At 41.2% G+C, this 25,941-nt stretch carries 28 protein-coding genes and 1 riboswitch; of the genes, 22 read left to right on the top strand and 6 right to left on the bottom strand.

What is annotated here, in order from left to right; all coding sequences use genetic code 11:
- Positions 1–11 precede the first annotated feature (11 nt).
- The 15 genes from IGJ25_RS09840 to dat all read left to right on the top strand — a co-directional run bounded on the left by IGJ25_RS09840 (position 12) and on the right by dat (position 15,336).
- Positions 12–983: a siderophore ABC transporter substrate-binding protein gene (locus tag IGJ25_RS09840; protein WP_225001389.1), complete on the top strand. Its 972-nt coding sequence runs from the start codon at positions 12–14 to the stop codon at positions 981–983.
- A 190-nt stretch (positions 984–1,173) separates the two neighbouring features.
- Positions 1,174–1,506 carry a PadR family transcriptional regulator gene (locus IGJ25_RS09835; RefSeq protein ID WP_121261214.1) on the top strand — a complete coding sequence of 111 codons (333 nt, stop codon included), beginning with the start codon at positions 1,174–1,176 and terminating at the stop codon, positions 1,504–1,506.
- On the top strand, positions 1,503–2,462 hold the full coding sequence (locus tag IGJ25_RS09830; RefSeq protein ID WP_225001388.1) for a permease prefix domain 1-containing protein: 960 nt from the start codon (positions 1,503–1,505) through the stop codon (positions 2,460–2,462). Before IGJ25_RS09835 ends, IGJ25_RS09830 begins: the two co-directional genes overlap by 4 nt.
- Before the next feature lie 152 nt (positions 2,463–2,614).
- Positions 2,615–2,818: a hypothetical protein gene (locus tag IGJ25_RS09825; protein ID WP_010748444.1), complete on the top strand. Its 204-nt coding sequence runs from the start codon at positions 2,615–2,617 to the stop codon at positions 2,816–2,818.
- 306 nt (positions 2,819–3,124) lie between these two features.
- Positions 3,125–3,688 carry an alkyl hydroperoxide reductase subunit C gene (ahpC, locus tag IGJ25_RS09820; RefSeq protein ID WP_225001387.1) on the top strand — a complete coding sequence of 188 codons (564 nt, stop codon included), beginning with the start codon at positions 3,125–3,127 and terminating at the stop codon, positions 3,686–3,688.
- Positions 3,689–3,697: 9 nt separating this feature from the next.
- Entirely contained in the window at positions 3,698–5,227 is a 1,530-nt protein-coding gene (gene ahpF / locus IGJ25_RS09815) for an alkyl hydroperoxide reductase subunit F (RefSeq protein WP_438779268.1), read from the top strand.
- A gap of 348 nt (positions 5,228–5,575) precedes the next feature.
- Entirely contained in the window at positions 5,576–7,471 is a 1,896-nt protein-coding gene (locus IGJ25_RS09810; RefSeq protein WP_225001385.1) for an endonuclease MutS2, read from the top strand.
- A gap of 287 nt (positions 7,472–7,758) precedes the next feature.
- Positions 7,759–7,934: riboswitch (M-box (ykoK) riboswitch) on the top strand.
- A 126-nt stretch (positions 7,935–8,060) separates the two neighbouring features.
- The gene (locus IGJ25_RS09805; protein WP_034868647.1) at positions 8,061–9,215 is read left to right on the top strand and encodes an FtsW/RodA/SpoVE family cell cycle protein; all 1,155 of its coding nucleotides are present in this window, start codon (positions 8,061–8,063) and stop codon (positions 9,213–9,215) included.
- Positions 9,193–10,386 (top strand): FtsW/RodA/SpoVE family cell cycle protein, encoded by a 1,194-nt coding sequence (locus IGJ25_RS09800; protein WP_225001384.1) that lies wholly within the window; start codon positions 9,193–9,195, stop codon positions 10,384–10,386. Before IGJ25_RS09805 ends, IGJ25_RS09800 begins: the two co-directional genes overlap by 23 nt.
- The gene (locus tag IGJ25_RS09795) at positions 10,383–11,036 is read left to right on the top strand and encodes a phosphatase PAP2 family protein (RefSeq protein ID WP_225001383.1); all 654 of its coding nucleotides are present in this window, start codon (positions 10,383–10,385) and stop codon (positions 11,034–11,036) included. Before IGJ25_RS09800 ends, IGJ25_RS09795 begins: the two co-directional genes overlap by 4 nt.
- Position 11,037: 1 nt before the next feature.
- Entirely contained in the window at positions 11,038–11,961 is a 924-nt protein-coding gene (locus IGJ25_RS09790) for an LCP family glycopolymer transferase (protein WP_225001382.1), read from the top strand.
- Positions 11,962–12,172: 211 nt separating this feature from the next.
- A complete protein-coding gene (locus tag IGJ25_RS09785) occupies positions 12,173–12,589 on the top strand; it encodes a GNAT family N-acetyltransferase (protein ID WP_016609237.1) in 417 nt (138 codons plus the stop codon).
- Positions 12,590–12,665: 76 nt separating this feature from the next.
- Positions 12,666–13,094, top strand: a complete 429-nt coding sequence (locus IGJ25_RS09780) for a hypothetical protein (protein WP_010748436.1) — start codon at positions 12,666–12,668, stop codon at positions 13,092–13,094.
- A 162-nt stretch (positions 13,095–13,256) separates the two neighbouring features.
- Positions 13,257–14,357, top strand: coding sequence for an AI-2E family transporter (locus IGJ25_RS09775; protein ID WP_010748435.1), 1,101 nt, complete (start codon positions 13,257–13,259; stop codon positions 14,355–14,357).
- A gap of 121 nt (positions 14,358–14,478) precedes the next feature.
- Complete coding sequence (gene dat, locus IGJ25_RS09770; RefSeq protein ID WP_225001381.1) at positions 14,479–15,336, top strand: D-amino-acid transaminase; 858 nt, start codon at positions 14,479–14,481, stop codon at positions 15,334–15,336.
- 96 nt (positions 15,337–15,432) lie between these two features.
- On the opposite strand, the gene IGJ25_RS09765 is transcribed toward dat, so the two are convergent.
- Together IGJ25_RS09765 and IGJ25_RS09760 are read right to left on the bottom strand one after the other, a co-directional pair.
- Positions 15,433–15,606, bottom strand: coding sequence for a hypothetical protein (locus IGJ25_RS09765; protein ID WP_005226215.1), 174 nt, complete (start codon positions 15,604–15,606; stop codon positions 15,433–15,435).
- The gene (locus IGJ25_RS09760; protein WP_167827418.1) at positions 15,606–16,271 is read right to left on the bottom strand and encodes an NAD(P)H-dependent oxidoreductase; all 666 of its coding nucleotides are present in this window, start codon (positions 16,269–16,271) and stop codon (positions 15,606–15,608) included. The genes IGJ25_RS09765 and IGJ25_RS09760 overlap by 1 nt, the downstream gene beginning before the upstream one ends.
- Positions 16,272–16,436: 165 nt before the next feature.
- On the opposite strand from IGJ25_RS09760, the gene IGJ25_RS09755 reads away from it, so the two are divergent.
- The 4 genes from IGJ25_RS09755 (at position 16,437) to IGJ25_RS09740 (ending at position 20,433) form a co-directional block, all read left to right on the top strand.
- A complete protein-coding gene (locus tag IGJ25_RS09755; RefSeq protein ID WP_060791980.1) occupies positions 16,437–16,619 on the top strand; it encodes a hypothetical protein in 183 nt (60 codons plus the stop codon).
- A gap of 171 nt (positions 16,620–16,790) precedes the next feature.
- On the top strand, positions 16,791–17,576 hold the full coding sequence (locus IGJ25_RS09750) for a MurR/RpiR family transcriptional regulator (protein ID WP_087627553.1): 786 nt from the start codon (positions 16,791–16,793) through the stop codon (positions 17,574–17,576).
- 103 nt (positions 17,577–17,679) lie between these two features.
- The gene (gene malX / locus IGJ25_RS09745) at positions 17,680–19,242 is read left to right on the top strand and encodes a maltose/glucose-specific PTS transporter subunit IIBC (protein WP_438779267.1); all 1,563 of its coding nucleotides are present in this window, start codon (positions 17,680–17,682) and stop codon (positions 19,240–19,242) included.
- Positions 19,243–19,272: 30 nt separating this feature from the next.
- Positions 19,273–20,433: a MalY/PatB family protein gene (locus tag IGJ25_RS09740; RefSeq protein ID WP_225001379.1), complete on the top strand. Its 1,161-nt coding sequence runs from the start codon at positions 19,273–19,275 to the stop codon at positions 20,431–20,433.
- A gap of 59 nt (positions 20,434–20,492) precedes the next feature.
- Here the strand turns inward: IGJ25_RS09740 and IGJ25_RS09735 are convergent, their stop codons facing one another.
- Together IGJ25_RS09735 and IGJ25_RS09730 are read right to left on the bottom strand one after the other, a co-directional pair.
- Positions 20,493–20,663 (bottom strand): hypothetical protein, encoded by a 171-nt coding sequence (locus IGJ25_RS09735; RefSeq protein ID WP_010748430.1) that lies wholly within the window; start codon positions 20,661–20,663, stop codon positions 20,493–20,495.
- Positions 20,664–20,848: 185 nt separating this feature from the next.
- A complete protein-coding gene (locus IGJ25_RS09730) occupies positions 20,849–22,249 on the bottom strand; it encodes a C69 family dipeptidase (protein WP_225001378.1) in 1,401 nt (466 codons plus the stop codon).
- Between the two features lie 165 nt (positions 22,250–22,414).
- Here IGJ25_RS09730 and IGJ25_RS09725 point away from each other — a divergent pair, with 165 nt between their 5' ends.
- From IGJ25_RS09725 to IGJ25_RS09715, 3 genes are all read left to right on the top strand, one after another.
- Positions 22,415–22,834 (top strand): DUF4430 domain-containing protein, encoded by a 420-nt coding sequence (locus IGJ25_RS09725; RefSeq protein ID WP_225001377.1) that lies wholly within the window; start codon positions 22,415–22,417, stop codon positions 22,832–22,834.
- Entirely contained in the window at positions 22,818–23,363 is a 546-nt protein-coding gene (locus IGJ25_RS09720; protein ID WP_015509784.1) for a metal ABC transporter permease, read from the top strand. The genes IGJ25_RS09725 and IGJ25_RS09720 overlap by 17 nt, the downstream gene beginning before the upstream one ends.
- Before the next feature lie 169 nt (positions 23,364–23,532).
- Positions 23,533–23,904, top strand: coding sequence for a hypothetical protein (locus IGJ25_RS09715; RefSeq protein WP_005226207.1), 372 nt, complete (start codon positions 23,533–23,535; stop codon positions 23,902–23,904).
- A gap of 88 nt (positions 23,905–23,992) precedes the next feature.
- On the opposite strand, the gene IGJ25_RS09710 is transcribed toward IGJ25_RS09715, so the two are convergent.
- Positions 23,993–24,265 carry a hypothetical protein gene (locus tag IGJ25_RS09710; protein WP_005226206.1) on the bottom strand — a complete coding sequence of 91 codons (273 nt, stop codon included), beginning with the start codon at positions 24,263–24,265 and terminating at the stop codon, positions 23,993–23,995.
- 246 nt (positions 24,266–24,511) lie between these two features.
- Positions 24,512–25,699 (bottom strand): IS110 family transposase, encoded by a 1,188-nt coding sequence (locus IGJ25_RS09705; protein WP_438779266.1) that lies wholly within the window; start codon positions 25,697–25,699, stop codon positions 24,512–24,514.
- Positions 25,700–25,941 lie beyond the last annotated feature (242 nt).

Here is a 25,941-nt window from a genome sequence, read left to right as displayed (position 1 = left end):
GGAGGAAAAAAATGAAAAAAATTGTAGTAAGCTTTATGAGTATTTTCGTATTAGCGGGGTTGACCGCATGCGGATCAAATAATACTGGTACAATCGAATCGACAGGGACACAGCAAAGCCAAACTGCTCAGAGTGAACAGACACCGACAGAGGTTGAAATCACTGATAGCAATGGAACCGTTACTGTTCCTTATGCACCAGAAAAAGTGGTGGTTTTTGACAATAGTGCCTTAGACACGATGGATGCGCTTGGTGTCGGAGACCGAATTGTTGCTGCTGCGACCAGCAATTTACCAGATTATTTGTCAGCGTATGCAGATGTTGAATCAGCAGGGGGAATCAAAGAGCCTGATTTAGAAAAAATCAATCAACTGCAGCCAGACCTAATCATTATTTCTGGGCGACAACGTGATTTCCAAGAGGAATTGTCTGCAATCGCGCCAACCGTTTTCTTAAGCGTTGACAATAGTGATACTTGGGCATCGATCGAAGCCAACATTACGACCATTGGTCAAATTTTTGGTAAGGAAGAGGAAGCGCAAGAACAACTAGCATCGTTACAAGGTCAGATCGATACCTTGAAGGAGCAAGCGCAAAATGCTGACGAGAAAGCCTTGGTTGTTATGGTAAATGAAGGCAATCTTTCTGCTTTTGGGCCAGGTTCTCGTTACAGTATCTTGTATGATACGTTTGGTTTCCCTGCAGTAGATGAGGAATTAGAGGCGTCGACACATGGACAAAGTATTTCTTATGAGTACTTGCTTGAGAAAAATCCTGATATCATTTTCGTGATCGACCGGACAAAAGCGATCGGCGGCAATGAAAGTGAAAGTGAATTTGTTGCAAATGAAATCGTCCAAGAAACAAATGCTGGGCAAAACGATCAAGTCATTGAATTGGATGCTGCGGTTTGGTATTTAGCAGGGGCAGGCTTGGAGTCGATCCAACTAATGATGGACGATGTCAAACCAGCCGTTGAATAAATAAGGTGAGAAAAGCAATCAAGTAATTAGGACACGCGTATCAGTTTACTGAGAATGCGTGTCCCTTTTTATTTTCCTATTTTCTAAGACCTACGACTGATTTTTAATAACTTTCCCTGCTTTACTTTACCTGTCGTAGTAATTGTTTTATAATTAGTACGACAGATGAAGTAATTTAGGAGGCGATTGCGTGATCTCGAGTGACGGAATTCGCGGCTATAACGACGCAATCATTTTATCCATTCTTTCCAATGAAGATTCTTATGGATATGAAATATCCAAGCGTATTCGCGAAGGAACAGATGCTTTATATGTGATCAAAGAAACGACGTTGTATTCCGCTTTTACTCGGTTAGAAAAACAAGGATTGATCCGCTCATATCCTGGAGAAGTGACGCATGGCAAAAAGCGGACGTATTACCAGATAACTGCAGACGGAAGAGCAAGCCTTACGGAGAAAATATTGGAGTGGCAGCAGACAAAGATCGTCGTTGACCAGTTCTTACAAGGAGGAGACAAATGAAAACCATTCATGACTATCTAGACAGCTTATTTTTATCAGTACCCATCACACCGGAAACCAAAAAGGCGAAAGAAGACCTCTTAGCGATTATGGAAGACCACTACTTAGAACTGATTCACCAAGGGAAAAGCGAGCATGAAGCCATTGGTGCAGTAATCAGTGAGTTTGGTTCCGTAGATGAGCTGTTGCAAGAGTTAAATGTTTCAAAAGAAGAAGCGCCGATTGATGATTGGTCCGATGCCATCACAGAAGACGATGCGTTTGATTATTGGGGAACTGTGCGACACTTTGCTTTCTCGTTATCTATAGGAATCGGTTTTTGTATCGCATCCCTAGCAGCCTTGATGCTCTTTGTTAGTATATATGCTGAGACCTTTGGAATAATGGTGATGTTTCTTTTTATCGCCATCGGGGTCGGTTTTATTATCTCTAGCAGCTTGCACTTTTCCGGTGCTCGTAAACAGTTGGATGATCGTCCAATAAAAAGGGATGCCAAACGAGAAGCCGCTCAGCAACTCGCAAATTATGAAAAAAGTTTTCGGATTGGTCTTGTTTTAGGAATTGGTGCCTGTATTTTATCAATTGCGCCTGTACTTTTAAGTGAAGTGTTTTATTATTCTGTTGAGTTTGGGATTTCCTTGTTTTTCTTGACGGTTGCAGCAGGTGTGTTCTTTATTATTTATGTAAGTATTATCCGTACAGGCTTTGCGAAGCTGGCAACTGAGGCGTATTTTATTCGCGACGAAGACCATCCGGGGGATCGAGCAACACGTCATAAATATGGGGAATCCGCTGGTAGAGTCACCTTTTTTCGAACAGTCTACTGGCCAGTGATTTTGGTCGTTTACATGCTTTGGTCCTTCATGTTTCATGCATGGGCTTACTCTTGGGTCATTTTTGTTATAGGTGGTGTCTTAGAGGACTACTTTATCGGACATACGAAAGCTAAAAAATAAGAGACACTTCAATCGAGAGTGCTTTCTTTACTTTTAAAAAAAGGAAGATTATAATACGCCTTGTAACTGAACCAATCAAAAAAGAACAGCGAGAAATATGGTTCTCTCAATGCTTTTAAAAAGTTCAGAATACAAGAAAAGAGGCAATGAATATGTTAGAAATTCATTATCTGAAAAATGGCAGCAAAGAAATAGCAACAGTCGAATCTCCGGAGCGCTTTCTCGCAAGTCAATACTTGGAAGTTCCACCTTTTCAAGACCATTACCCGGTCGAAGAAGTTTTTTTAGACGGTAAGCGGATTACATTGAGGGATCGAACGATCAGTGGATTGTTCAACTATTTAAATACTAAATAAAAAATTGCCTTTTTCTATGGCTCACTTTACTTGGTGAGGAATCATAGGAAGAGGCAATCTTTTTTATTTAATTGAGAATGAGGGGTGTAATTGAGAATCTAACAAGTAGGGAATTAAAATGGAAACGATTAGTCAAACTTACAACTATACTCTATTGGTATTGGATAGGAAATAAATATGCTCATTTCTGAGGAGGATAACATTTTTTTTGACTATTTCTGAATAAACTATTGCTTTTTATAGTTAGATATACTAATAATTAATAGAGATTATTCTCAAATAATTATTCTAATTGGAGGAAATGATATGTCATTAATTGGAAAAGAGATTGGTTCATTCGAAGCGAAAGCTTACCACAATGGAAAATTTATCGATGTTACATCAGAAGATTTTAAAGGAAAATGGAACGTTGTTTGTTTTTACCCTGCAGATTTCTCATTTGTTTGTCCGACAGAGCTTGAAGATTTGCAAGATCAATATGCATCATTAAAAGAATTAGGCGCAGAAGTTTATTCTGTATCAACAGATACTCATTACACTCATAAAGCATGGCATGATCATTCTGATGCCATCAACAAAATCGAATATATCATGATTGCAGATCCTTCTCATGTGATCTCAGAGATCTTTGATGTACTAGATGAAGCTTCTGGGTTGTCTCAACGTGGAACATTCATCATCGATCCAGATGGCGTAGTCCAAACAGTTGAGATCAATGCGGACGGTATCGGTCGTGATGCTAGTGGCTTGATCGATAAAATCCGTGCTGCACAATATGTCCGTACTCATCCAGGTGAAGTATGTCCTGCAAAATGGAAAGAAGGCGAAGAAACTTTAACGCCAAGCTTAGACCTTGTAGGCAAGATTTAGGAGGCTCTCATGGCATTAGATAAGGCAATCAAAGACCAACTGACGCAGTATCTCGCGATGCTAGAATCAGAGGTTGTTTTTGCGGCAACTTTAGGTGAGGATGATTCTTCCACAAAAGTACGTGAATTCTTAGAAGAAATCGCAGAAATGTCGCCAAAAATCACTATCCAAGCTGTAGCAAGTGATCGGACACCAAGCTTTTCGATCAATCGTCCCGGTGAAGAAAGCGGCATCGCTTTTGCTGGTTTGCCGTTAGGACATGAGTTCACTTCGTTTATTTTAGCGTTTCTTCAAGTAAGCGGTCGTCCGCCGAAAATTGACGAAGCACTTCAAAAGCGCATCAAAGCGATCGATAAGCCATTACATTTTGAAACCTATGTCAGCTTGACCTGCCATAACTGTCCTGATGTTGTTCAAGCGTTAAATATCATGGCAGTGCTAAATCCTTCCATCAGCCACACCATGATCGAAGGTGGGATGTTCAAAGAAGAAATTGACCAGAAAAAAATTATGGCTGTGCCAACCGTCTTTTTGGATGGTGAAGAATTTGCAAGCGGCCGTCAAACGATCGAACAGTTGTTGGAAAAAGCAGCTGGTCCGACGAGTAAAGATGACTTTGCTGAAAAAGAGCTTTTCGATGTATTAGTTGTCGGTGGCGGACCTGCAGGCGGAAGCGCAGCGATTTATGCAGCGCGTAAAGGCATCAATACTGGGATGGTCGTCGAAACAATGGGTGGACAAGTAATGGAAACCCTGGGGATCGAAAACATGATCGGTACTCCTTATACCGAAGGACCAAAATTAATGCGTCAGGTAGAAGAGCACATCAACGAATACAATGTAGACGTGATGAAAGGGCAGCGTGCGAAAGATATTCGTCGCAATGATGTCATCGAAGTTGAATTAGAAAATGGTGCAGTATTAAAAACCAAAACGGCCATTTTAGCAACTGGCGCTCGCTGGCGTAACATCAATGTTCCAGGAGAAAAAGAATTCAAAAATAAAGGTGTTGCCTATTGTCCACATTGTGACGGCCCGTTATTTGCTGGGAAAGAGGTTGCTGTCATTGGCGGCGGAAACTCTGGGATCGAAGCAGCGATCGATTTAGCTGGCATGGCAAAACACGTCTATGTTCTTGAATTTTTACCGGAACTAAAAGCGGACCTTGTGCTACAAAACCGTTTGAACACGTTAGAAAATGTGACTGTTATTACGAATGCGGCAACGAAGGAAATTGCTGGATCCGATCATGTCGAACAATTGACCTACGTTGATCGCGAAACGAATGGTGAATTCACATTAGCTGTTGAGGGTGTCTTCATCTTGATTGGCTTGATGCCGAATACCGAATGGTTAAAAGATCGCATCGTTTTAAACGAACGCAATGAGATCGTCGTAGACAAACACGGCGCAACCAATATTGAAGGGGTCTTTGCAGCAGGGGATTGTACCGATAGTGTATACAAACAGATCATCACTTCAATGGGTTCAGGTGCGACTGCAGCATTAGGTGCCTTTGATCACCTGATTCGCTCGTAAGCGCCTTGCATCATTTAAAATCAAAAAACGTCTCAGGGGCTTCTAGGAGCTGCTGAGCGTTTTTTCTTTTTGTAAGGGCAGTTTGGGTGCAGTTGACAGAAGGACAGCTTCTATATTACAATGAAAAAAACTCGTTCAAAAAAGAAAGAGGTATATTGATGAGTGTCGTAGGTATCTAATCAGCCAATTAAAACAAATAAGCAAAAACAGACTGTTTATTTGTTGTGCCTGTAGATACCGATAAAAATCGTTATTGATGAATCAGGTGATGGGAGACTATCGCTTTTTTTGTACACTTTTTTGGACGGGGATCTGATCGGAATCCTCAGGCACAAGAAAGGATAACTCATGAAGATACCTCAAGCAACTGAATTTGAACAAATTAAAGAACAAGTAAGTAAAAAAATAATCAGCGATTACGGCAAGGCGCGCTTTGCGAATGAAAAACCAGCAGCGACGATCCACTCTGCCCAAAAACGAGTGACAGAGACCACTGAAGCGATGGCGCTATTAGCCGCTGGTCGTCAAGTGCCTTTTATGGGGCTGCAGCATGTCTTACACCATACGGAGAAAATTGAAAAAGGATTTGTTTTAGAACCACAGGAACTTATCGAATATGGAGACTTTTTACGGTCTTTTCGAATCATCCGTCAATTGTTCGAAAAGAATCAATCGATTGCCCCAAGATTACATCAATATGCACAAGGGTTAGAAGACTTTTCTGAAATCGCCGAAATGATTTTCCAAAAGATTCGCAATGGTCAGGTTGATAGTAATGCCAGCCGAGAATTGCGGAAAATTCGCGGTACGATCGAAAAATATGAAGCTGATCTGAAAAAAGTTTTTGCAAAGTTTTTTAAGGAAAGTCGCTATTTACAAGAAAATCGTGTCATCAAAAAGAACGACCGATATACGTTACCTGTGCGTGCTGAATTTCAACAGCAATTTAACGGAACGATCATCGAACGTTCCAATAAACGAGCGACTGTCTTTATTGAACCGGAGGCAGCTGCCCGTTTAAATGATCGATTGATCTTGGCACAAGCAGAAGAAACAGCCGCTCAATACCAAGTGTTGTCAGAGTTGACAGGGGCGATCGCCGAACAAATGAACGCCGTGTTTGCCTGTCTTGACATTTTAGTTGTGCTGGATATTATTTTTGCTCGGGGAAAATATTGTCGAGAAATTAATGGGCAGCCGATAACTATGACTGAGAAAGAAGTTTTGCTTCTTGATCAAGTCCGCCATCCTTTGCTGGGGCGTGATGCGGTTCCTCTTTCTTTAAAACTTGGCGAAGAAAACCGCTGCATGGTCATCACTGGACCCAATGCTGGAGGCAAGACCGTCGTCTTAAAAACCGTTGGACTTGTTTGCGCCATGGCTCATTATGGCTTATTTCCAGCGCACAATGGCAAAAGCATTGTTCCGTTTTTAAAAAGTCTTTGGATGGATATTGGCGATCAACAAAGTCTAGAAAATTCTTTAAGTACCTTCTCTGGGCACATGTCGAACATTGCTCAGATTATGAAGAATGCTACCCGACACAGTATTGTTTTATTGGATGAAATCGGCAGCGGCACTGAGCCTAATGAAGGGGCTGCTTTGGCGATCGCCATCATGGAATCCATCTATCGCTCAGGAGCTTTAATGATCGCAACAACGCATTATGGTGAAATCAAGCAGTTTGCCGTCGATCATCAAGATTTCGAAACAGCGGCAATGGCTTTTGATGCCAAAACCTTGACACCAAAATATCGTTTGCTGACGAATGCAGTCGGTGATAGTAATGCGTTTTGGATTGCCGAAAAGATGGCGATCCCCGCTGACGTAGTCCAAACAGCAAAGGAATATTTAAAGCATAAAACCTATTCTTTTGAGAAGCAGCCTTTTGAAAAGGGGAAGAAACAACCCCCTCAACAAGAAGCCAAGATAGATCTTATTTTTCAAAAAGGAGACTTGGTCTTTTCAACAGAACATAACCAGCGCGGGCTTCTTTATGAGTATCTGGAACAAGGACAAGCGAAAATTTCAATAGAGAAACAATTTTTTGTCGTTGCCGCTCGTCGCTTGCAACTCCTCACAAAGCGAGAGGTGCTCTATCCCGCAGGTTATGATCTTGATCAGCTATTCGTTGAGTTTGCGCAGCGCAAGTTTACTCGAGATATTGAACGGGGATCTAAAAAAGCGCAGAAGCAGTTACGAAAAGCAGCGCAAGAACGGCAAACCAATCGACCCGTGGATTGATAGATCAAGAAAACTTTCATTCGATAGACCAAAATCAAGCAAGCAGTCCTTTTTCAGCACCTAGAAAAAGGACTGCTTTTTTAAAATGCTCGTTTTTTTAATAACGTGTTTTATCGATGCTGTTCCTTTGTTTGGATGATTATTTTGGTTGTTTTTTCTTTATAGAGCAGAAAATATTCGAAATATCTAAATTCTTTAAGAAAAGTTAAAGAAAAATAAAAATAACAGAGAATTGGTTGTATCTTTATTCGAGGAAGGGTACCATTCATATTGGATTGAAAAATAACATATAACCTTGTTAGGTGAGGCTCCTATACAAACACAAGCTATTGCGCAGAAACGTCGAAAGACGCCAATGTGTAAAACAGGAATTGTCGGATTAAGGCTTTTCATAAAATAGCTAAGAGAGCAAATGACTTTCTTTACGTTGTATAGTGCTAAAACTCGGACGATGAGATTGCTGCTAAAGTCTGACGTCCTAAGAGAAGTGAGACTTTTTTGCTTTTCTTTCTGATGGATGACGAAGCTCATAGTGCAAAATAACTGGTACCGTCTGAACACCTACTCCAAGGCAAGAGGAGTGGAAGCAATGATAGAAAAAAAGAAGATCGATTGGCTGCTGATCATAGCTTATTTGCTATTGAGCCTTATCGGTCTTTTAATGATTTATAGTGCAAGTTCATACCGTTTATTAACGAGAGATCAACCACCAGCGTCGCTATTTATCCGTCAATTGGTCTTTTTGTTACTTAGCTGGGTTCTTTTATTCATTATTCAGCGGACGCGAAGAGAGATTTTGCTTAGCAAATACTTAGCGATCGGTCTGCTAGCATTTGGGATCTTTACCTTGCTCTTAGCTCGTTTGCCCTTTTTCGGTGTCTCTGTTAATGGGGCACAACGCTGGGTCTCGATCGCAGGGATTCAATTTCAACCATCAGAGATTGTGAATGTAGGGATGGTCTTGTACCTTGCTCATTACTTTCAAACTGCAAAAACCACCTTGCAGGAAATGAAACGTCCGCTTTTCGTTTTGTTTTTGTGCTGTGTGTTGATCCTGTTTCAACCGAAAATAGCCGGTGTGATGATTTTGCTTTTTTTAGCATTTGTCATGATAACTACGGTACAAGTCCCCGTGAAGCTGACGGCTCTTTTATTTGGTGGCTTAGTGATCAGTCTATTCTTGGCTGCCCTGTTGATCATGTTTTTAGGCGACAATGATTTATTGCCTCATATTTTTATGCACGTATATAACCGAATTCGCCTAGTAGGTGATCCATTCTCCGACCCTTACAATCAGGGGTTCCAAATGATCCATTCTTACTATGCTTTATTTAATGGAGGGCTTACTGGTCTCGGTTTAGGAAACAGTATTACGAAAAAAGGCTTTTTACCAGTTGCGGAAACCGATTTTATTTTTTCCGTTTTAGTAGAAGAGCTTGGCTTGCTTTTCGGGATTTTTGTTATTGGCTTATTATTCGTAATCATCTTACGTTTATTTATTCGTTCCGCAGCTATTGAAAACCCTCAGATTGGATTGATATTGCTAGGAACAAGTACATTACTTTTGTTGCAAACAAGTATCAATATAGCCAGTATTTTAGGGTTGATGCCGATGACGGGGGTACCGTTGCCATTTATCAGCTATGGTGGCTCCAGTTACTTTATTCTTTCATTTGCCTTTAGTATGTGCCTGAAATTAGAGCGAGAGGAGGGCAAACGAAATGAAGTTCCTCAAACGACATGATGCAAACTATGCCTTGCTGCTACCCGTTTTTTTGCTTTTTTTGCTAAGCATTTGGGTCCAGCATCAAGCTTCTGTAATGGATGGTAATGACCCTTCTGTGATCGTTTTTCGACAGATCGTTTTTTGTGTTCTATCCGCCATCGTGCTCTTCGTTACAAGTTTGATCCCAACCAATCTGCTCTTACGCTTTTCGGGTCTTTTGTATGTATTGGCGCTAGGTTTGATGGCTTCTCTTCATTGGTTCTACGATCAAACGATGTTTGAGCAGACTTCTACCAAACGCTGGATCAGAATCGGCGACTTTACCATTCAGCCCTCAGAGTTTATGAAAGTGGCCTTTATGCTTTTTATGGTCTATCTCACCTTAGTGTATGAAAAACGAAAAGCCGAACGGACCATTAAATCTGATTTGATCTACGTCATTAAGATCTTGCTTTATAGTATACCGACATTTCTATTGATGTTTATGCAACGGGACTTTGGTACGAGTTTAGTGTTTATTGTGATGTTAGGGGCTTTATTTATTATCTCGGGTGTTCATTGGAAAATTTTGACCGTAGTGATCGGTTTGATTGCAGCCCTCGGCGCTATTTTATTGCTGCTCGTGTTTACGGAATGGGGTAATCGTGTCTTGTTTCGACTTCATTTCTCGCAGTATCAATTAGACCGAGTGCGAGCTTGGGCAGATCCCCTAGCGTACCAAGACTCTATCGCGTTCCAACAAGTTCGCAGTATGTGGGCGATTGGCTCAGGAGGCTTATTGGGAGCGCCTGACACCCATACGACAGTGTACGTGCCGGTTCGTGAATCAGATATGATTTTTACAGTTATTGGTGAAACCTATGGCTTTTTAGGAAGTACCTTAGTGATCTTCTTGTATTTTTATCTCATCTATCAAATCATCTTCGCCGCGTTAAAAACGAATAACAAGGCGTCGGTCTATATCGCCATCACGTACGTTTTTGGCTTAGTCTTTCAGATCTTTGAAAATATCGGAGCGGCGATTGGGTTGCTGCCATTAACGGGAATTCCTCTGCCGTTCTTAAGCCAAGGAGGAACCTCGTTGATTGCGATCAGTATTGCGATGGGAATTATTTTCGGGTTAGAAAAATTCCCGACTAAAGCGAAGAAACGATCGTACGCATTAAAAGAAAGTAGGGGATTAACATGAGCAAGACAGCAAAACAAGGGGTGATAGGTGGACTGCTTTGTAGCTGTTTCGCATGGTTGTTTTTCCTTGTAGCATTAGAGCCGCAGTGGTTCCAAACGCTGGATACCCTGTTTTCCCACGTGCCTCAATGGCGGACGGCTACAGTAGAAGCGATTTTTGTTCCGCTTGCTAGCACGGCAACGATCGTCCCGATAGCGGCTATTCATTTTTTATTGGCAGCAATTTTGTTTCTTCGGAAGAAACGGATCGAGAGTTTTTGGTTGATGGGAAATATGATCATAATCAGTGGTGTTGGCCAAGTGATCAAGAAATTCGTTGATCGCCCAAGACCGGAGTTTGCTGACAGTATGGAACGGGCGTCCGCCAGTTTTCCAAGTGGCCATACACTATTAGCGACCACGCTAATTATTTCTCTCCTCTTTTTCTTCGCACAAACAGCGCCTGGCCAAAGAGGCAAACGTCTTATTAGCCAAAAACTAGCTATGTTTTTGGGATTGGTTTATTTACTGCTTATTATGATGAGCCGCTTGCTATTTGGGGTTCACTATCCTAGTGACTTGTTAGCGAGTATCTTGTTGGCAAGTGGAATCAGTTTTATCACATCTGCTTTTGTATTTTCGTTCAAAAAAAGTGTGCGTAGGGGGAAGTAAAATGAGTACAGCGAAAAAACTGATAATTGTCTTCTTAGTACTGTTGATGGGCATCGTATCCGCCGGAACCGCCTATGCTATTAGGGTGTATTTTCAAGTAGAGGATGTCGTGGAGTCTATCCATCGACCGATCGAAGGGCGAGAAGAGGCGGAGGTTATCGAAAACGCCGAGCCCTTAAGTCTTCTCTTGTTAGGGATCGCCAATGACTCTCGTCGCAAAACGGATTACCGGGCAAACACGATCATGGTAGCGACGTTGAATCCTGCTACACGCAAAACGACCCTCACAAGTATTCCTCGAGATGCTTATGTGGAGATCGTTGGGCAAGGTTATCAGGATAAGATCAATCATGCCCATTCATTCGGTGGCGCAAAAATGATGATCGAAACTGTCGAACAATACTTGGATATACCGATTCATCATTATTTCTCCTTAAACATGGATGGGATGGCAGATCTTGTCGATGCGATTGGTGGAATCACGGTTGAAAATGAGTTTGCTTTTACGGCAGAAAAAATCGATTATCCAGAGGGAACGCTCGAATTAGATGGCTGGGAGGCACTTCAATATACTCGTATGCGCAAAGATGACCCCGAAGGTGACTATGGACGCCAACGTCGTCAGCGAGAAGTGACAGAGATTTTGGCGAATGAATTAGTTTCTCTATCAAGCGTGATGCAGATTCAGGATCTGTTAACGATTATTGGGGAAAATGGTGAAACAGATTTAACGTTTTCTCAGATGAGTCAACTATTCACCCAATATCAATCGGCACTCGTTACTGTCGAATCTTACCAAATGGCGGGTACTGGGTTCACTGGCGATGGCTTTAGAGGTGAATACGGTATCTCTTATCAAGAAGTGTCGCCTGAAGAACAACAAGCGACGAGTCAGCGTTTAAAAAGCGAATTAATGCTTGATTAAGTAATCCTTAGGTTTAATTAGTAACAACACCACTTCCTCTTTGTTCCTCTAGTAAATCGTGATTAGAGTTGACAGCTGCTTTTCCTCAGGATACTCTTTAGTCAAGCAAAGCAATTCGGCTTGAAGGGTAGCAAGAGCCTGTTCGGAAAAGGACTGTTAACTCTTTATTTGTTGCTGCATCGTTTGGGTAAAAGTAACGAGGAGGAAAAGAATGACTATCATCTTTAAAGATCAATTACCAGAGGATTCAAATCAGATTCTCGCTTTATATAAATGTGTTGGCTGGGTCGCCTATACGAAAGAGCCAGAGCGACTATTAAACGGCCTAGCTCAGTCACAGGTGATCACTGCCTATGTTGAAGAGCAGCTAGTCGGACTTATTCGATGTATAACCGATGGACAAACCATTCTTTATATTCAGGATCTATTAGTAGCGCCAGCGTTCCAACGTCAAAAAATTGGCCAGCGATTGCTCAAAAAAATGCTGGCGAGATATCCATCGATTCGACAAAAGGTTTTGATCACGGACAACACAGAGAAAACGCGCCGTTTTTATGAGTCTTGCGGCTTTTCCTCTGTAGAAACACAGCAAATTGCAGCATTTATTTATTCACCTAAAAACGAGTGAATAGCCAGAAACCCCATAGCTAGTTGAAAATGGTCAATTTATTAACGGTTTTATGTTTGATGAAGGAGTGGGAGAAATGAAGCTGCGATTTGCGTTATTTGTGTTAAGTTTAGTGATAGGTGTTGGCGCATGTGGAGGAAGCATGCTGGCGTTTATGAGTATTGAGCCATTAAGGAAAGGACAGTCATTTGCTGGGTTGGAATCGTCCATGCTCCAAGGAACGCCATTTACAACATTTTTGATTCCCGGGGTGTTTTTGCTAATTGTGTTAGGACTGGGCAATTTATTGGCAGCTATCCGATTGTGGCGCAACCAAGGGTATCATGGCGAATTGCTTTTAGGCATCTGTTTAATTATCTGGATCATTGTTCAAGTGATTTTATTAAGGGGCGGGAATGTTTTGCATCTGATTTTCTTAGTGTTAGGTTTACTCCAGCTCGGTGTGGCAGCTTACTGTATCAAACACTTGCAACTCTCGGTTCCTTTTTCTGCTCATCAAAATTGATTAGGCAGAAGGGTTTTATGGGGGAAATAATTAAATTACTCAAAAGTTTCCTATGAAAAACGTGGATTTTTGAAAAAATATTCGCAAAAGGATCATTCGCTTAAAAAATTATGATAAACTGAAAGAAGTGAACGTATTTTCTAGAATCAGGAGGATCAATTATTGGAGTTTCTTAAAAAATCAAAAATTTTTGCAGGTCTGGTGATCGTCTGCCTTTTAGGGATCGCCGTCTGGATCTATTCAAATATACTGTTTGTTTTTCGACCATTAGAAGCAATCTTTTCTAGTGTCTTTTTACCTGTACTGATATCCATTTTTATTTTTTATATCTTTTTGCCTTTCTTTAATTGGGTAAAAAGAAGGACGAAAAAGAAAAGCATTGCGCTGTATGCGACACTGTTGTTGATCGTTTTTGCAGCCTATTTGATCATTCAGGTGATTGGACCCGCATTAGCCTATGAGATGGGACGCTTTATCAATCAAATACCCGTTATCATCAATTTGGTGATCGATAACATCGATCATTCCTATTTGGAGGAACTTTTCGGTCCTTTCATTGATTCGATCGATATTTCGCAAGCGAGCAATTTCGCCTTGCAGTTTATTACAGGGGCAACGAATAGTCTAACGAGTTTGATCTCCATCGTTTCTCACTCAGCGATCGTCTTGTTTACGATCCCACTGCTCTTAGTCTATATGTTTAAAGACGGTGAGAAAGTGCCAGACTTTTTAGCAAACAAAACACCGAAAAAGTACCAAGGTTTGATGCGTCAGTTATGCAGTGATTTCCACCAAGCAGCGTCTGCTTATATTGGCGGGAAATTGCTTGTATGTTCGTACGTTGCCGTTTCCAGTTATTTGATTTTTTCTTTGCTAGGTTTGCAGAATGCGTTGCTTTTAGGCCTGATTTGCGGTGTCTTGGATATCATCCCATACTTCGGACCATTTATCGGAGCGGCACCCGCATTTCTATTTGCTTTAAGTTTAGATATCCGTACTGCCATTTTATTGGTAGTGGGCATCACGATCATTCAATTGGGTGAATCGTATCTAGTTTCACCTCTAGTAATGAATAAAGTGTTGCATATCCATCCGATTATTGCGGTGTTCTTATTATTGATCGCAGGCAACTTGCTGGGATTTGTTGGTATGATCGTTGCACTTCCAGTGTATTCGATCATAATGGCGATGTCTGGCACGCTACTCCGTTTTTTCCAGGAACGCAAACTAGAACGTTCTGTGATCGATAAGGAGTCATTGTAACAATAAAACTTGCTGTTGAAGAAATCTTCATCAGCAAGTTTTTTGTTTTAGATGACACATAGCACGGTACAAAGACTCATGCTATACTGATTGAAACGAAAACGACGATAGGAGTGAGGAAATGAAGGTTTTGTGGAATGATCAGATCGTTGATCGAGAGGTAGTGAGAATTGATATCGAAGACCGTGGCTATCAGTATGGTGATGGGATCTATGAAGTTATCCGAATATATAATGGCCACTGTTTTATGTTAGCGGAGCATATGGCTCGATTGGAAAGCAGTGCACAAAAAATTAAGCTAACGTTACCCTATTCGATTCCCCAATTGACTGAAAACCTAAAGTTACTCATAAAGACTGAAGGAATCACAGAAGGAGAAATCTATCTTCAGATCACCCGAGGAATCGCTTCTCCGAGAAATCACGAGTTTCCACCAGCTGGATCGGTCAAAGGGGTGGTGACGGCAAATGTGATCCCCTTTGAACGACCAGATGAAATGCAGCAATCAGGGCTTTCGGCAACCGTTCTTCCTGATGAACGCTGGTTGCATTGTGATATCAAATCATTGAGTTTGTTAGGGAATCTTTTGGCGCTGGATCAAGCGATCGAAGCTGGCTTCGATGATGCGATACTGCAACGAGATGGCTTTTTTACAGAAGCATCTGCATCCAATCTCTGGTTTATCATTGATGGGATCGTCTATACTCATCCGGATGGGCGTTTGGTGTTACCGGGAATCACGAAATTGAAGGTCCTTCAGTTGTGTCGCCAATTAGAAATTCCCTATCGAGAAGAACCCGTCCCGATTGAGGCACTACGCAACACGCAAGAGTGTTTCTTGACCAACTCAGTTTGGGAAATCGTTCCGATCGTTGCCATTGATGGGAAACCCGTTGGCACTGGCGTATTGGGTTCAATCACGAAACAATTGCAAGCAGCGTATATCGCTGCCACAAAGAATAAAAGCGATTCATTGTGATTATGCAATAGAAACCACCTAAAAAAGCTTTGGCAACACCCAGTATTTTTAAGGCTGGGTGGGACCAAAGCTTTTTCTTGCGTTGAAAATTATTTCTTACCATTCACTAGGGTTCCACAACTTCCCGTCAAGTTCTCCTTGTTTCAATTCGATGCGGGTTTCTTGCTGCTGCAACAACTGTCCCAGCTCTTGCAAAAATGCTTTTTCATGGTAATCAGTGGTTTCTTGAATGGATTGTTCTATCAGCGGTGTTAGCCAATCATGCCCCATCAAAGCACCTCCAATTCAGCTAAAGCATCTTCTAATTCGTTCAATGTTTCATGGTTTTCCTGCAACAGGGATAGCAAAGGAGAAAGCTGCGGTTTTTTAGAAACCAAATGTGCCAGTTTCTCAGCAAACCATTGTTGCTTTTGGTCAAACGTAAAGGGAGCGGGCATCGATAATAATTGCTGATAGGCAATGACAAAGGCACGCTTTTCTTTTTCCGTTTTATACATCAGTTGGTCAAGGACAACGATGGGTAACACGGTCATTTGGTGTTTTTTTGCCATCAGTACGAGTGGATGCAAAATTTCGTTAAAGGTCGTATTTTCTCGACCACCTAACTGAAATTCTTTGGCAGCAACACCAGTAGAAACGGCGAAACTGATTTCTTTTCCCATCAAAGCAGGCGCGCAATTTTCCCAAACCGTATCGATCCAAGCTTTCATTTTTGCTGGAACACTGTACCAATATAAGGGGAATTGTAAAACCAAACGGTCACAGTTTTGCAGCAGCGCCTGTTCATCGGCAAGGGAAAAGTCAGAAAAATCATCAAGAAAGTGTATGGTGACATTAGAAAGTTTGGCACTTTCACTGAAAAAACGTTGGGAAAGAGAGTTGTGGAAATCTGGGTGGCTAGCCACCACTAAGGTTTTTATCATGAGATTGATCATCCTTTCCTACTACATGTACCATATTTTACCAGAAAGGGAAACTAGTCTGCTTTGCTTTTCGTAGTGTTGGTCCTCTTTTAGTTTGATTTAAGGTACCTCGTCTATATTCATTGTTAAGGAAGTGTCAGTAACAACTTACACGTGAAGGAAATGGGGGAATAGAGGATGGAACCAAACGATCCCTTGATCAAAGGTCTAGCAAATGTAGTAATGTTCGCCGCCAATACAATGGAATATGTCGAAAATAAACTTGTCAGTTGCCGACAACGAATATCTGGAAAGCAACCCTCAAAAGAAAGTGACTATGGCAATGGGCAAGAGTTTACAGAATTGACTGCGCAAAAATGATAGATAGAGAGAAAATAGAAGAAGTGGCTCACCTTTTACCTGGTGAGTCACTTTTTTGCTGTCAAGTTCTTCATCATCAGTTGGTACTTTTCTTGATGGAAGGTATAATGAGTAAATGAAGCATAGTGGAGAGGAGAAGAATAAAGAAACAGTAGAGAGGAGAAGCAGGTGATGAACCATTTATACAAACGAATCCAATACAAAATCCCTGAGCTAAACCGAGTAGAACGAACCGTCCTTAACTATTGTTTGAGAGCGCCTGAGAAAGTTTCGGAAATGACGGCCGATGAGTTAGCTTCTCAAACCTATACTAGTCAAGCAACGATCAGTCGAATGGCGAAAAAGCTTGGCTTTACGGGTTTTCAAGAATTCAAATTTTCATTGAAAAGTTATCAAAGCCTTGAAAGAAACGAGTCTGCTACCCAAGCCTCTCTTGGCTTATCCCCACTGATCAAGCAAATGATTGACCAGCTGACGACATCCTTATCAATGATTGAAGAAGCTGACTTTCAGCGTGCCGTGGAAATGCTGCAGCAAGCACAACGAATCGAATTTTTCGCTTTAGGGCAAAGTGCGCCGGTCGCATTATCTGCAAGTCGAAAATTGCGTTTTTTAGGTAAAACAGTGGGTGCATCAACGGATTGGGATGAATTGACAACCATCGCGAACCAACTATCAAAAAATGATTTAGCTCTTTTTATTAGTCATAGTGGAGAAACGATCGGGATGCTAAATTATGCTACTCGTTTGAAACAAAGAGGCGTGCCGATTTTAGCCTGTATTGGTCAACCAAAAAGCACGTTAGAAAAGCTTGCCACCTTCTCTTTTCCTGTTGAAATGACAGCGATTTATCATCATGAAGTCGATTTGAGCCCGCGGATCTCCTTAGCGGCGTTACTGGATATTTTAATTATTCAATACGCCAATCAAATCGAAGCAGGACTTGATCCTGAATGACCATTCCATTTTGTGAATGGTCATTCTTCTTTGGGGAACTGTATTGTAAGCCTTCTTGATATCGTTTACATTTTAAGAGATAAAAGTGTTAGGAGGAAATGATATGCAAAAAGGAAAGAAAGCAAGCTGGATGGAAATTTTTCAAGGACTTGGGAAAACATTTATGTTGCCAGTCGCTTTACTCGCATTCATGGGTTTATTTTTAGGGATTGGTAGTTCATTTTCATCTTCTTCAACGATCGACGTTTTCCCATTTTTAGGTGCCCCTTGGCTCCAAGTGGTTTTTCGTTTCATGTCAACGATCGGTGGGTTTGCCTTTAGTTACTTACCCGTCATGTTTGCGATGGCGATTCCTTTAGGTCTAGCAAGAAAAGAGAAGGGAGTTGCGGCATTTTCAGGCTTTGTGGGCTATGTCGTGATGCATTTATCCATCAATTTTTATTTGCAAGAAACGAATCAATTAGCTGCTGCAGATCAACTACGAGAAGCAGGGCAAGAGATCGTTTTTGGCATTCAAACATTATCAATGGGTGTTCTAGGAGGTATTATCGCAGGATTGATCGTTTATAAATTGCATATGCGCTTCTACCATTTTCAATTGCCAGATAGTTTTGCATTCTTTTCAGGAGCACGTTTTGTTCCAATCATCACCTCGCTTACTTTAGCTATGGTCGGGGTGATCATTCCGATGATTTGGCCGTTGTTTGCTATGATCATCACAGGAATCGGACATTTGATCCAACAAGCTGGTCCTTTCGGTCCGTTCTTATTTGGTTCAGGTGAGCGCTTGTTACTGCCATTTGGATTACACCATATTTTGGTTTCCAAGATTCGCTTTACCGAAGCCGGGGGAAGTCAGCTGATCGATGGTCAGCAAGTCTTTGGGGCGTTGAATATTTTTTATGCGGAATTACAAAACGGCTTGAGCATCTCACCAAGTGCAACTGCGTTCTTGTCTCAAGGGAAGATGCCAACCTTCATGTTTGGCTTACCGGCAGCAGCATTAGCTATGTACCACACGGCAAAACCTGAGAATCGTTCAAAAATAAAAGGTTTATTGATTTCAGGCGTCATTGCAACTTTTGTGACAGGAATTACTGAACCAATCGAATTTTTATTCTTATTCATCAGCCCTTTATTATGGATTTTTCATGTCATCATGACAGGTGCTGGATTTATGGTAATGAGTCTATTAGGTGTCACGATTGGAAATACCGATGGGGGCGTGCTTGATTTTCTTATCTTTGGCGTGATGCAAGGCGCATATACAAAATGGTGGCTCGTTCTGATTGTAGGAGCTTGCTGGTTTGCCCTTTATTACTTTGTTTTTAAAACAGTAATCCTTCGCAAGAACTTGAAGACACCTGGTAGAGAAGAGAACAGTGATCAAACGAATGAGTTGCAAGAGGAAATGACCTATTCTGGAAAGAGTGGCTATGATGCCCATGGTATTTTGGCAGCATTAGGGGGAGCAAGCAATATTGATTCTTTAGACAATTGCATTACACGGCTATGCCTCGTTCTAAACGATGGTACATTGGTTGATGATGAACGGCTGAAAAAACTAGGTGCGCTTGGGGTCGTTCACTTAGATGATACTAACGTTCAATTAATCATTGGAACGAAAGTAACAACAGTCAGAAATCAACTTGATGCGATTCTTTAGCAAAATTGTCAAGTAGTAGGAGTGAAGAAAATGTTTTTTGATGAACCAATCAATCGTAAAGGAACCCAGTGTACTCAATGGGATTATGTTGAAGACCGTTTTGGTGAAAAAAACTTGTTGCCATTTACGATTTCCGATACGGATTTCAAGGTGCCAGCTGCAGTTGAAGCGGCACTTATCAAGCGGATGCAGCACCCGGTTTTTGGGTATACACGTTGGAATCATAATGAATTCAAGCAAGCGGTCTGCAAATGGTATTCTGAACGTTTTAACAGCATGATCAAAAGCGATTGGCTGGTCTACAGTCCTTCCGTTATGTATAGCGTTAAACAGCTCGTCACCCTACTCAGTGAACCAGGAGATGGGATCATTGTTCAGACACCAGCGTATGATGCGTTTTATAAAATGATCAAAGAGAACAAAAGAAAAATCGTACCTAATACACTCATCTATGATGCTAAGTCGTATCGCATTGATTTCGAAGAGCTAACAAGATTGATGGCACAGCCTGAAAATAAAGTTCTTCTCCTCTGTAGTCCTCATAACCCAACTGGGAGAGTCTGGCAAAAGGATGAGTTGCAACGAATCATCGAATTGGCGAAAACCCATGATGTATTTATCATCTCTGATGAGATCCATATGGACATTGTAAGAAAAGGACAAAGGCATCAACCGATCATTGATTTGTTGCAAGAAAATGTAGCCCTTGTTACTTCGGGAAGTAAAACGTTTAATTTCCCAGGGTTGATTTATTCTTATGGAATCATTCCTGATCCCAAGTTGCGTGAGCGCTTCTTAACTCAGTTAAAAGAAGCCGATGGGTTGAGCTCCACCAGTATTTTTGGCATGATCGCAACGATTGCTGCCTACGATAATGAAAGTAAGTGGGTGGATCAGCTCAATGACTATCTTGATGGTAACATTGCTTATGTGATCGCTTATTTACAGGAACATCACCCAGAACTCGTGGTCACGAAAAGCGAAGCCACGTATCTTATGTGGATTGATTGTACAGCACTGGGTTTAACGATGGCGGAATTGCAGCAACGAATGATTCGAAAGGGGAAAGTCGCGATTATGTCAGGAGAGATCTATGGGAAAGAGGGGAGAAACTTTTTGCGCCTAAACATTGGCTGTTCGCGAGAAAAACTCATTGATGGCTTGAAGCGATTCACATTAAGTTTGACATAAAAAAGAACCCACTGAGCGATCAGAAAGATCCTGTATTCTTTCTGATCGCCAGTGGTTTTTTAGTCTTTCGTCGTGCGGGGAGTCATTGCAGTAGTAACGGGGATTGGTTCAACGACATGGAAATAACCTTCTTTGTCTTGAATGATCAGCATATCTTGCTGACTCTTGCTCTTGATGATCTCACCTTTAACAATTTCGTTGGTGACAGTCCGATAAATGCTTGTAGTCATGTTCATTCCTCCCAACGGTTTTTACCAATTGATCTTCAATAGGGGGACTAGTACAAATCAATTGCTTGATTTGTACCAGCAAGGAAAAAGAAAACGAATTGGTATCTTTAGTATAGGAGAGCAATGTTTAGATTGCTGCAATTCCATGTAAAGTTTTTGTTAATCCTTTTATTTTCAGCGATTGACTAATCGGCTAAAGAAAAACGCAAGGCCATTTTATTACTGCCAGACTCCACCATTTTTCCTAGTAACGTTGTTGCATTTTTTAAATACAGTTCGGCCATCTCAGCGTTGGCTTCTTCAAGCAGACGAGTAGGCTGCTTGTCAACGGAAGCTTTACGATCAGTTTCTTGTTGGATGCGGCGACAAGCCGCCATCGTTTCCATTTCAAAACGGTTGGCAAGATCACTATAGCGATCGTAGTCGCTGTCTCCAATCAACGCCAAGGTGCGTCCTAACCAATAGCTATTTGATGGATCGTAGGTCTTTGTCGTATCACAATAGCCAAGTGGGGTCTTAGTGATAGCTGCATAAAAGGGCACAACGCCATTGAAAGTATTGGGGCCAAAGGCAAGCCAATGAATGCCAGCGATTGCTGCGGGCACGTGGTTGCGGATCTGTAAAATATGGACTTGCTGGTTGCGATTGAGAGCAATCGATCGGAATTGTGTTTTTTGTGTCTCGCTCCCTGTACCGTAAGGGTCAAAAGGCGTATTTTGGAAGTGGGAGCTCAATGCCCATTTTACATCTTCCACGGATAGCTTTTGTTTTGGGTAGCATACAAACGGGAGCTCTTGATCGATCGGTTCAGCGGCTGTTCCGCTAAAGTGTTTTTGAATGTACCATGCCCGCGGGTTATTGTAACGGGTATCTTTTTCTGAGGAACTCCCAAAAATATGGCGTAGATTAATGCCTTCAAAATCAGGATTTAATTGATAGTCTTCAATCAACTGTTCGAGATCTTGCGAACACAACGTCATTTCTGAGGCGAAATCGAAGTGATCAATGTTTAAGCGATTTGGTGCCACGACATAGGCATCATCTGGTATGCGAACAGCTGCCCAGTGATGTCCACCGATGGTTTCCATATACCAGATTTCCTCGGCATCAGAAAAAGCGATCCCGTTGGCTTCATAGGTCCCATAGGTTTCTATGAGTTCCCCTAAGCGTAAAACACCTTCTTTAGCGGAATGGATGTAAGGCAGTACGATGCTGACGAAATCAGCTTCCCCGATACCATCTTCCACATATGGATCAATAGCCAAAATGCGTGAATTGGTTGTGATCGTTTCTGTTGCAGTCATGGCGATATTTTCTTCATTGATTCCTGAAGCTGCCCAAACTCCTTGCGATTCATCTGCTTCAGGGGTTGAAGTATAGCGTAATGATTTTGCTGGCAAACTGATTCGACAGTCGCTTAAAACGGCGTAAAATTCATTTCCTTGCTGTTCTGGAGTGATGACGACGAATTTTTGCGGTTCCGAACCGCTTCCAGAATCTTCATTGCGGGCAATCATGGTCGAGCCGTCGATCGATGCTTTTTTTCCTACTAGTAAAGTGGTACAGGACGCTTTTTTTCTATCCATCTTTCCAACACTCCTTCATTTCTTCTTACGAATGATTGAAGCTAGTATACCCATAGTCTCATGGTTTTACAATGCTTTCTATAGAGAGGAACAAAAAAATTTCGCCTTTTTTATTAATTTTTAGTAGAATAAGGTGTTGTAAAAAAAATCAAAGGAGCCATTATTATGAAGAAAACAGTTGTTTTTAGTTATATTTTTTTACTAAGTCTGGTTTTTGCCGGCTGTGCCAAACCATCGATGGATGGGGGAAACTCCTCCAGTGAATCTTCATCAGTCAAACAAAACGCCGAAGAGCGCACTGCCCAAATCAGCTTCAATAATAAAAGTGAAGAGCAAGACCAGGAGATCGAAACCAAAACGGTCACTTTTAAAGAAGGGGTTTCTTTGATGACTATCATGAAAGAGAACTTTGACTTGGAAGAAAATCAAGGGATGATCACCAGCATTGACGGTTTAGCGCAAGATGAAAAAGCTGGCTATTATTGGACATATACGATCAATGATGAAATGATTACAACTGGGGCAGATGATACCTTTTTAGGAAACAACGATAAAGTGGTTTTCACCTATGAAAAATTCGAATAAACCACTTGCATTTGCTGGAAAAGAAATTGCTTATTTAGGGCTGCTTGTGGCAGCGGCCGTCGTCGGCAGGTCACTTTTTCAACCCTTACCCAATGTTCAACCAATGACGGTGATCTTTTTATTAGTAACCATCCATTTAGGTCTTAGTCGTGGATTGATCGTTTGTCTGCTCTCGATGCTGATTACCAATTTTTACATGGGAATGGGAATATGGACGATTGCTCAATTAGTTAGCTATGCAATCATTATTTTGGGGATGTATCTGTTGTCAAAAAGCAAGCTGTTTATGAAACGGTTGCTTTTACAAGTCAGCTACAGTGTATTTGCAGGGTTTGCTTATGGCTTTGTGATATCTTGGATCAGTGTCAAACTTTATGGGTTTCCTAGCTTTTGGGCTTATTATTTTCAAGGATTGAGCTTTGATGCCCTCCACGCAATAGGCAATGGCATTTTTTATCTGTTACTAGCACCGATCTTTCTGCGGCTTTTCCAACACTACTATCCAAAGAACAACAGCGAAGGGCACTAAGCGCTTCGCTTTTTTTGTTGAGTTAGCTAGTGTCGGGCAAAACGTCCATGACTAGAGGAAAAAGTCTTTGACGATCAAATGAGGTGAAAGGGGTTATGTGAGGAAACAAGCAGGCATATTGTTGTGCAAAAGCGGTTTCTGCAGGTATCCTTAAGGTATCTAAGGAAGGATGTGGCTTTTGATGAAATGGATCGTGAAAAAAGATGATTTAGAAAGCTACCGTGCGAAGTTCCATGGAAAACTGGCTGGTTATGCCGAGGAAGCCAAAATGATTGCCCTGCCAACACCAAAGTATTTTATCGTGGTGGTTGACGAAGAAAAAATCCACTTGATTCAGTTAGATCTGCAATTTCATGAAAAAGGGATGCAGACAATTATGATCCATGAGATCACAAAATTACAACTAGGCGGTGTGGTAAATAAAAAAGTCCAGATTCAGACACCTTCGACCACTGTCAAACTAATGATCAAACCGTTGGCGATCGGTATCAAAGAGGAGCAAAAAGCCTTGATCGATCGGTTTACTAGAATGTCGCGATAAACATCGGAGGAACACGCGGGAAAAATCAGCTGGATTTTTTCAAAAAAAAGCAAGCGCAGTAGCCTGCACTTGCTTTTCGTGAGTCCTGTTATTCTGGTGTACCGACGATTTTAATAAACTCATCGATATTCTTGATTTTCATATGCTTGATCACTAGCTGTTCCCGCTTGTTCCATTTTCCTTCGACTTCTAATTGGTATTTATTTAAAGGAAGGCGTAAGACATAACTGGCTAAGTAGCGATCCTTAATAATGCAATTCACGATTTTGTGGTCTTCTAAAAGTTGAATACCTGTTAGCATCATTGGCGTTTCTTGAAAAACACGGCTATTGACTAACAATCCAGTGTGGGTTTCGTTCATGGGATCTTCCTTTCTGATAAACCTGGGATAAATCATCTTTCTGTCTGTTATGTTACCTGATTTGCATCAGAAAGGCAATTCCTATAATAAATCCTCGTTATTATGTGCCACGTAAAAAGAAAGACTAACTATATAGAGTCAAGTGAAAATTAGCTAAATCAAAAAAATATTTTATAACAGTTAAGTCCAAAAAATGAGTACAACAAATAGACCTTTCACTATTAGATTTTTTTGATTGTTCAATAGCTAATCGGAAACAATCTTATAAGGTTCATTTTTAGTTAAAATAGCATGAATCACATAACAAAGCATACGAGAAACAGCACCTAAGGCCGTCAGATGATGCTTTCCCTCAGAAATTTTTTTCTGATAAAACGCGCGAAAAACAGGATCACATTGAGAAGCAACTAGAGCAGCTGAAAACAAGGCTTTTCGTAAGTATGGAGATCCACGCTTGCTCATAACATTATGTGTTGCTTCGTATTGCCCAGATTGGGACACAGACGCGTCTATGCCAGCATAAGCAACCAGTTTTTTCGGATTAGAAAATTTGCGAATGTCTCCAATTTCACCAAGAATTGTCGCGCCATTTATAGGGCCGATTCCAGGGATTGTGAGAATAACAGAGTCTAAATTACTCATTATGCGCTTAATTTCTTTTTCAGTTTCTTTTACTTGGCTTTCGATGAATTTCAATTGTTCAATCATGGAGCGTAATTGAAATGTAAAAGCTTCTTGAGCAAATTTCACTCCAAAGGAGTTAGAAGCTGCTTGCTTCAATTGATCTGCTTTCTCTGGCTTTATTCGGTTCCTGCTTAACTCAGCTAAGTATTGAGCCAACGTTTCTGCCGAAATTTCTTCTAGCTCTATAGGAGAACTAAACTCAAGCAATAACTCTTTAGACGCTTTTCCGAAAATACCTTGTTTAGAAAAAATTGATGCATATTCAGGAAACACTTGATCTAGTACAGCTATGATTTTTCGTTTGAAGTCGCTTGCGGTACCTACTAAATAGGTTCGGTAACGTGAAAGTTGTTTTAACGAAAAAACATTTTCATCAGACAATACTGTTTCTACAAAGGAACCATAACGCATCAAGTCAGCAATCAAAACAGAATCAATAATATCATTTTTTCGTTTTCTGATTTCTGTTCCTTTGCGCCAGCCATCGGTTTGAAGAGGATTCACAACGTGAATCAAAAAGTCTGATTCGTGGAGGTATGAAAAGATGGAGAGCCAATAATGACCCGTAGCTTCCATTCCGACAATAAAGTCAGCGGGAGTCTCTGAATATTTTGAAAGCCGCTCAATCAGGGAATCAGCTCCTTCAGTAGTGTTAGGGAAAGAAAAACCTTTTAGGATCACTTTACCTTCTTCACTCATTAAAGAAGCCACGTGAGTTCGCTTGCCGATATCAATTCCTAAGAAGTACATACATTTGACCTTTCTAAAAAAATATTTTGGATTGAAACCCGCTCAACTGAAAAGCGTCACTACCTTGTACGAGATACGGAGTAAAGCAAAAACTTTCAACATCTAACTCATACGTAATCCACTTATCAGAGAGAGGTGCCAGTCTTTCGATTACGAGCTTCAAAACTCAAGGAGGCAACGGCATAGCCTCTCAATCCAATAAATATATTATCTCAAAATGAATGAGTTAATACCAAATTAAA

This window comes from Enterococcus sp. DIV0240d, from assembly GCF_051711245.1.
In the GTDB taxonomy this organism is placed as follows: Bacteria; Bacillota; Bacilli; order Lactobacillales; family Enterococcaceae; genus Enterococcus_D; species Enterococcus_D casseliflavus.
This window is presented reverse-complemented; position numbering and strand designations above follow the sequence as displayed.